This window comes from Trichloromonas sp., from assembly GCF_041583255.1.
Lineage (GTDB): Bacteria > Desulfobacterota > Desulfuromonadia > Desulfuromonadales > Trichloromonadaceae > Trichloromonas.
The window spans coordinates 1-6,013 of the sequence record NZ_JBFHGD010000202.1; the positions used below are offsets into that span (position 1 = coordinate 1).

Annotated in this window: 5 protein-coding genes; all 5 read left to right on the forward strand. The window is 63.8% G+C overall.

What is annotated here, in order from left to right; genetic code table 11:
• A partial coding sequence (locus ABYV89_RS13645; protein ID WP_432823493.1) for a bifunctional alpha/beta hydrolase/OsmC family protein occupies nucleotides 1-747 on the forward strand: 747 nt, incomplete at its 5' end.
• A 246-nt stretch (nucleotides 748-993) separates the two neighbouring features.
• A complete protein-coding gene (locus ABYV89_RS13650; protein WP_432823494.1) occupies nucleotides 994-1,428 on the forward strand; it encodes a hypothetical protein in 435 nt (144 codons plus the stop codon).
• Between the two features lie 87 nt (nucleotides 1,429-1,515).
• Nucleotides 1,516-2,823, forward strand: a complete 1,308-nt coding sequence (locus ABYV89_RS13655; protein ID WP_432823495.1) for a TolC family protein — start codon at nucleotides 1,516-1,518, stop codon at nucleotides 2,821-2,823.
• The gene (locus ABYV89_RS13660; protein ID WP_432823496.1) at nucleotides 2,820-4,274 is read left to right on the forward strand and encodes an efflux RND transporter periplasmic adaptor subunit; all 1,455 of its coding nucleotides are present in this window, start codon (nucleotides 2,820-2,822) and stop codon (nucleotides 4,272-4,274) included. Before ABYV89_RS13655 ends, ABYV89_RS13660 begins: the two co-directional genes overlap by 4 nt.
• A gap of 232 nt (nucleotides 4,275-4,506) precedes the next feature.
• Nucleotides 4,507-6,013, forward strand: a 1,507-nt coding sequence (locus tag ABYV89_RS13665) for an efflux RND transporter permease subunit (protein ID WP_432823497.1), incomplete at its 3' end; no start/stop codon positions are given.

Here is a 6,013-nt window from a genome sequence, read left to right on the forward strand (position 1 = left end):
GGCGCCCCTTTCGACCCCGCCCACCTGACCCGGCAACTGGGGGATGCTCCCCGCGAGGCGGAAACCAACGGCGAAGCCCGGGTCGAACTCGGCGGTAGTCCCTACACCTTGACAAAAGCCTTTTTCGACGATCTGGATACACATTCCACTGGCGAAACCATCGCCGGACTCAAATCGGCCCTGCTGGTCATGCACTCGCCACGCGACCTGATCGTCGGCATCGACAACGCCGCCCAAATCTATCAGGCCGCCCGTCACCCGAAGAGCTTCATCTCCCTCGACCCCGCCGACCATCTTCTGTCCCGCAAGGAAGACGCCCGCTACGCCGGCGAGATGATCGCCGCCTGGGTCCGCCGCTACCTCGACACGGCCCCGGAGATCGAAAGCCCCCTCGAGATCATCGACAACCGGGTCACCGCCCGCACCGGGTCGGAGGGGTTTTTCACCGACCTGTTCGTCAATGGTCACGCCCTGGTCGCCGACGAACCCGTTTCCTATGGCGGCACCAACCGCGGCCCCTCCCCCTACGACTACCTGCTCGCCGCCCTCGGCGCCTGCACCAGCATGACGGTGCAGATGTACGCCCGGCGCAAGGAATGGCCGCTGCAGGACGCCCTGGTCCGTCTGCGCCACACCAAGATCCACGCCAAAGACTGCGCGCACTGCGAAGACCAGACCGGCAAGATCGACCGCTTCGAGCGTGAATTGGAACTGATCGGCGAGCTGAGCGACGAACAGCGGCAGTAGCTGCTGGAGATTGCCGAGAAGTGCCCGGTGCACCGGACCTTACATGCTGACGTGGTAGTGGAAACGGTACTCAAAAAAGAGGTTTCAAGTGGCTCTTGAATATCTGAGCTTGAGTCCATTTTTGTCTGACTCGGACTAAAAACGAAGTGTCTGTCAGAGGTTCTTCGGGCGCATCAATCCACGTTCCTTGACTTGAACCACTCCCCTCGGGTATAAATGAAGTTGACATTTCATTAGGAGACCAATTTGCCCTTCATCCGTCTGCATCGCTTTTTCGCCGCTCTACTGGTGCTGGCTTACCTGCTCGTCGGTAGCGGGTTGGCCCGTGCTGTCGTCTGGTGCGTCGATGAAAGCGGTCATAGCCACGTTGAATTCAACCCGGCCGGCAACTGCCAGCTCGCCTGTGAATCCGACAACGACCAGACTGAAGACCCCGGGCTTCCGGGACTGAATTCGAATACGCCGGAACAAAACTGTCAAGACGTCGCCTTGCTTTCCAGCCAGGCCAAGGATTCGCGACTGTCCAAATTGACGCCGCCCTCCTCCACGGCTCTGGACATCCCCCTGCCGACCGTACGCACCCTCGCCGGCACCCTGCTTCACACCTCGACACCCCGCTTTACCCTACTGCCACCAATCACGGCCCTCGCTTCACTTAAGACCGTTGTCCTGCTGACTTAAGCTCCCCCTCCGATTCCCGCTGAAAGAACCCCCTGTCAAAAACAGGGATAAATACGTCTTATTCATCCGTAACAGGAGTCACCATCCATGCCACGCATGCTTTTTATCTGCGTCTGGGCGCTATGTCTATTTGCCCTGAACCCGCAGGCCCACGCCGAAATGTCGTCGGCGACCGAAGTCGGCACGCCGCTTTCCCTCGACCGTGCCCTGGCTCTGGCCCTGGCGCACAACCCCGAAGTGGATGCCACTGCCGCAGAGATTCGCGCCTATGAGGCCGACGCGCTGCAGGCCGGACTGCGCCCCAACCCGGTCCTTGACCTGGAGCTTGAGAATCTGGCCGGCAGCGGCGAATTTTCGGGTACCGACGCCACTGAGGCGACCCTGATGCTGAGCCAGGCCATTGAGCTGGGCGGCAAACGGGAACATCGCCGCCGGGCCGCCGAGGCTGAAACGGCCCTGGCCCAGAGTCGCAGCGAAATCACCCGCACCGAACTGCGCGCCCGCACCACCCGCCAGTTCATTGCCGTCCTGAGCGCCCAACAGCGGCTGCAGCTGGCCGATGACCTGGTCACCCTGGCCCGGCGGGCCTTGAGCACGGTGGAAGAACGCATCGAGGCGGGCAAGGCCCCGGCCACGGAAAAACTTAGAGCCCGCATCCTGGTGGCCGAACTTGAAATCGCCCGGACCCGGGAAACGCACACTCTGGCGGCCGAACGGCAAAGCCTCGCCGCCCTGCTCGGCGGGCAGCTCAAAGTCGCTGCAGTCGCCGGCGAACTGACCCGACTGCCGCACCTCCCCCCGCTGACCGAACTGGAGCCGCTGCTCGAGCAAAGCCCGCAGTTGGCCCAGTGGGACGCCCAACGGCAGCAGCGGGAGCGGACCCTCGCCCTTACGGAATCCCGCCGCATTCCCGACCTTGAAGTGGGGGTCGGCATCCGTTACTTCAACGACAGTGAAGATAACGCGCTGGTCGCCGGCCTGAGCATCCCCCTGCCCCTGTTCGACCGCAACCAGGGCGCGGTGGCCGCCGCCCGCAGCCGCGCCGACCAGGTCCGCGCCGAGCAGCGCAATGCCACCCTGCAGGCCCGCGCCGCCCTGACCACCGCCTGGCAGCAGATGAACGCCGCCCACGAAGAGGCTGAGGCACTCCGGGACCAGGTGCTGCCGGCCGCCGAAGAAGCCCTGGCCGCCGCCGAATACGGCTACCGCGCCGGCAAGTTTCCCCTGCTCGACGTGCTCGACGCCCAGCGCACCCTGATTGAGATGCGCCAGGGACATCTGGCGGCACTGGCCGGCTTTCACCAGGCGGTTGCCGAGCTGGAGCGCCTGCTCGGTCGGCCGCTTCCCGGCCTGGCCTTCAACTCAAACGAAACCAAGGAGAACACTCCGTCATGACATATTTAAAGCACATCCGTTGGGCGGTCCCGACATTGGTTATCCTCGCCCTGGCCCTGGGAGTCTGTGCCTTCACCGGCGCCGGGACTCCGGCCGCCACGGCCGCCACCGATCCCCATGCGGGACATGACCACGCCAAAGTCGAGAAGAAAAAGGTCGATCCCCACGCCGGCCACGACCACGCTCCCGCCAAGGCCGATCTCGACGATCTGTTCGCCGACGAGGAGGAGCACGATGAGCATGCCGGGCACGGCCACGCCGAGACCAAAGTAGATGACCACGACGACCACGAAGGACACGATCATGGTCATGTTGATGGAGACTGCCCCGAACACGGCATCCCCGAAGCCGAGGACGCACTCTGCCAGCCCCAGCTGATGGATGGGCTACAGCCGGGACAGGGGCTCAAGGTCCGGCTGGCCGCGACGGATGCCGCCGAGCGGGTCGGCATCACCGCCAGCCACCCGCTGGTGGCTACCGACCGGGGCAACCCTCTGCCCGGCCAGGTGGTCTTTAACCGCAATAAACTGGCACGCCTGTCGACCCTGGTTCCGGGCGTGGTAAAACAGGTGCACGCCGAACTCGGCGCCAAGGTCAAACAAGGCCAAGTGCTGGCCGAGGTCGCCACCCCGGAGATCGCCTCCCTGCGCGCCTCGCTGCAGTCGGCACAAAGCCGCAGCGCTCTGGCCGAAGAGGTTTACCTGAGAGAAAAGGATCTGCTCGCTCGCGGCATCAGTTCGCGGCAGGAGTTTCAGCAGGCCGAGGCCGAGCAGAGCCAGGCGCTAAGCGCCGTCGCCCAGCTTCGCCAGCAGCTGCTGGACTACGGGATTTCCCGCCAGGACCTGCAGGCGGCCGGTTCATCCCTGCCGATCCGCGCCCCCTTCACCGGCACCCTGGTGGAACGCAGCGCCGTCACCGGCGAAGCGGTCAGTGCCGGGGCGGCCCTCTTCACCATCGCCGACCTCGACACCCTGTGGATCGAACTGTCGGTCCCGGAAAGTCGCCTGCTCGAGGTCCATTCCGGCGCCGCGGTCAGCGCCACCTTTTCGGGCCTGCCCGGGCGCTCCTTTGCCGGCACGGTCTTCTGGGTCGCCCCGGCCCTCGACGAAAAAACCCGTCAGCTCAAGGCGCTGGCCGAAATTTCCAACGAAAGCGGCCTGCTCAAAGGGGGACTGTTCGGCGAGGTGCGGCTGGTTAACGAGCTGAAAGGGCAAGCCCTGGCGGTCCCAAGCGATGCCCTGCAGATCATCGACGGCGCCTCCTACGTCTTCGTCGCCCTGGAGCGGGACCTGTTCGAACTGCGCCGGGTCGAGTCCGGCCGCCGGGATAACGGATCGGTGATCATCACCAGCGGACTGTCCGCCGATGACCGAGTGGTCAGCGGCCAGGGCTTCGCCCTCAAGTCGGAAATCCTCAAGTCGCGCCTCGGCGCCTCCTGCGCCGACCACTGATGGCGGCGTCATCCGTTTGCCTTAACATCAACGGCAGTTATGGCCACAGAGGCACGGAGACACAGAGAAAATCTTTAAAATATTCAAGATATCGGAGACTTACCAAGTCACCCGAAGGAAGAAGCCACAAAAACCAGCCCCACGGACATAAGTTTATCGTTTTCAAAAAGAAAACATCTCTGTACCTCTGTGTCTCCGTGGCCAATATTTTTTATTTTATGGAGATTCCTGAATGCTGGAACGTCTGATCGATATAACTCTGAAAAACCGCCTGCTGGTGGTGCTGCTCTTTGCGGTGGCCGTCGCGACCGGGGTCTGGGCGCTGACCCGGCTGCCGATCGACGCCTTTCCCGACACCACCCCGGTGCAGGTGCAGATCAACACCGTCGCCCCTAACCTGGGACCAGAGGAGATCGAAAAACAGCTCACCCTGCCGGTGGAACTGGCGGTCTCCGGCCTGCCGGGGCTGGAAAACGTGCGCTCGATCTCAAAATTCGGCCTTTCCCAGGTGGTCGCGACCTTCACCGACGCCATGCCGATCTACGATTCGCGCCAGCTGATCATGGAGCGGCTGGCCAGCGTTGAGCTCCCCGCGGGGATCGAGCGGCCGGAGCTGGGTCCGATCTCCACCGGCCTCGGCGAGGTCTTTCACTACGTACTGCGCTCCAACAACCCGGAGCGCACCCTCGATGAGCTGCGGGTGCTGCATGACTGGGTGGTCAAACCCGAACTGCGCAAGGCAGCCGGGGTCGCCGAGGTCAATTCCTGGGGCGGGCTGGAACGGCAGTATCACGTCATCGTCACCCCCGAAGCGCTGATCAAGTACAACCTGACCTTCGACGATATCTTCACCACCCTGCAGGAGAACAACGCCAACGTCGGCGGCGGCCAGGTCACCTCCGGCGGCCAGACCCTGCTGGTGCATGGCATCGGCCGGGTGGCCAATCCGGCAGAAATCGGCAGCATCGTCATCGCCGCCTACCAGGGGGTGCCGGTGCGTATCCGCGATGTCGCCGAAGTGCGCATCGGCCACGAGTTGCGGCGCGGCGCCGTCTCGGCCCAGGGCAAGGGGGAAGTGGTGCTCGGCCTCGGCTTCATGCTGATGGGGGAAAACAGCCGTACCGTCACCACCGCCCTGAAGGAGCGGCTTGAAGCGGTACGCAGCGCCCTGCCGGCCGACGTGATTATCGAACCGGTCTACGACCGCACCGAGCTGGTCGAGCAGGTCATCGACACGGTCAAGCACAACCTGATCGCCGGGGCGATCCTGGTCATCGTCGTCCTCTTTCTGCTGCTCGGCAACCTGCGCGCCGGCCTGCTGGTCGCCGCCGCCATCCCCATCGCGGTTCTCTTCGCGGTGCTCGGCATGCATGAAATGGCCATCGCCGCCAGCCTGCTCTCGCTGGGCGCCATCGACTTCGGCATCCTGGTCGACGGCTCGGTGGTGATGACCGAGGCCAACCTGCGCCGGCTGACCCAGCGTCAACTCGAACTCGGGAGGCCGCTGACCGGCGAGGAACGGCTGGCCAGTATCGCCGCCTCAAGCAAGGAAGTGGTGCGTCCCATCGTCTTCGGCATGGGGATCATCATCCTGGTTTTTTTGCCGGTACTGACGCTGCAGGGGGTGGAAGGGAAGATGTTCAAGCCGATGGCCTGGACTTTCATCTTCGCCATGGTCGGGGCGCTGCTGGTGGCGATCTTTCTCAACCCGATCCTCTCCTGGCGCTTTCTGCCGAATA

What these genes read in the sequence shown, in the direction of transcription:
- ABYV89_RS13660 (WP_432823496.1), top strand. Translation starts at nt 2,820, where the DNA reads ATGACATATTTAAAGCACATCCGTTGGGCGGTCCCGACATTGGTTATC.
- ABYV89_RS13655 (WP_432823495.1), top strand. Translation starts at nt 1,516, where the DNA reads ATGCCACGCATGCTTTTTATCTGCGTCTGGGCGCTATGTCTATTTGCC.